The sequence below is a fragment of the Ruminobacter amylophilus genome, assembly GCF_900115655.1.
Lineage (GTDB): Bacteria > Pseudomonadota > Gammaproteobacteria > Enterobacterales > Succinivibrionaceae > Ruminobacter > Ruminobacter amylophilus.
On sequence record NZ_FOXF01000106.1, the window covers coordinates 1 to 1,358 of the forward strand.

General features: G+C 33.5%; 2 protein-coding genes. Both read right to left on the bottom strand.

The window, feature by feature from the left end:
• Positions 1–593: 593 nt before the first annotated feature.
• Entirely contained in the window at positions 594–929 is a 336-nt protein-coding gene (locus tag BMY80_RS11945) for a hypothetical protein (RefSeq protein WP_031580314.1), read from the bottom strand.
• A 13-nt stretch (positions 930–942) separates the two neighbouring features.
• A complete protein-coding gene (locus tag BMY80_RS11950; protein WP_093143966.1) occupies positions 943–1,242 on the bottom strand; it encodes a hypothetical protein in 300 nt (99 codons plus the stop codon).
• Between the last annotated feature and the right edge of the window lie 116 nt (positions 1,243–1,358).

Consider the following 1,358-nt stretch of genomic DNA (forward strand, 5'->3'; position numbering starts at 1 on the left):
ATGTCTAATGAATGGGGTAACTTGAATTTTAGTTGTCCGAAATTATGGATAACTAAAATTTTAAATGTCCTTGACAAAGGGTACAGTTCAATCTTCATCAACAAAAATCTTAGATTTGTTCTTCAAAATTTCACCAGATTTCAAACCTAATCTTTTACAGATAAGTTCATGATTTCCTCTAACTTTACCCAATTTATTTAAATTTAACCTTCTGCAATTCTTACGAAACAGTGCCAGATTTTTATTGGTTTCAGGAAGAAAGAGCGAAAACAACTGTTCGGAGTTATTTTTTGAAATTATTCTGAAGAATTCTTTTTTATCACAAGAAGCACATAAATTTAAATCATTACAGAGAGTGTTTCTTAAACATTCGTCAAGTCTTCTCAGATTCATTATACTGAATGATCTCATCGAAGGCAGGAATTCCCGGAGCTTCAAGATTTTCGATATTTTTTTCCATTTCTTTCTGGGAAATCATAACAATCTCCTTATAAAAAAGCCGTTATCCTAGCAATTTGGAAAACGGCTCAATTCAAAAAAGCGTGTACAACCACAAATGTAAGATGTAATAGATGCTTATATAAAAATGAACATTAGCATTTTCCAGCAGCTTTCAATAACTCATTACAATTAGTTGAAATTTTTTCTTCACTGCCATCAGCATTTAACTTGGTACATAAAGCATCAGACTCAGAAAACATAGCTTTCATGTAATAGCACTTATATACATTCGACTGCTTGTCCTGAACCTTATAATAAAGATGCATTGCAGTAGCTTCTTTTGAACCTGGAACTACAGTCAGATTACTCTGAACGATTCCTGTGGCGGTTTCAGCTTTATCCAGAAGCTTTTCATCACTTACATTAACTGATGCACATCCAACTAAAGACACCATAGCTGACACGGCAATCAAAGTAAATATTTTCATATCATTTCTCCATTTAAAAAAGATCTTTATACTTCCGATTTTGTTTTCTCAAATACCATTCTTTTGGATCTACACTTTTTGAAGAATCAAGAAATGCTTGCAATAATTCTGGACTTTTCTCTAAAAAGTGTTTCTCAGCAGTATCCCTAGCGTTTCGACGTTCTTCAGTATCATACTTACACAATCCAGTTCTATAACTGTGCCCCAATTTCTTGCAATCACTATCAAAGGCCAATGCTTTGCTAAAATCAGGATTATCAGGTTTTATGTGATGCCAATTGTTGGCATTTTCTACAGCAGTTACATTCTTCACACTACACTTGAGCAGATGATTTTCCTCTTCTGTGAAAGAAGTGTAGAACGATCGAAAAAGTTGACCACTAAAACGATCGGAAGTTGACCACTCCGATTTTAACTTAAACTTTCATT

Bases quoted from the DNA above. Each gene is read 5' to 3' on its own strand.
- BMY80_RS11945 (WP_031580314.1), bottom strand. From the start codon at position 929: ATGAAAATATTTACTTTGATTGCCGTGTCAGCTATGGTGTCTTTAGTT.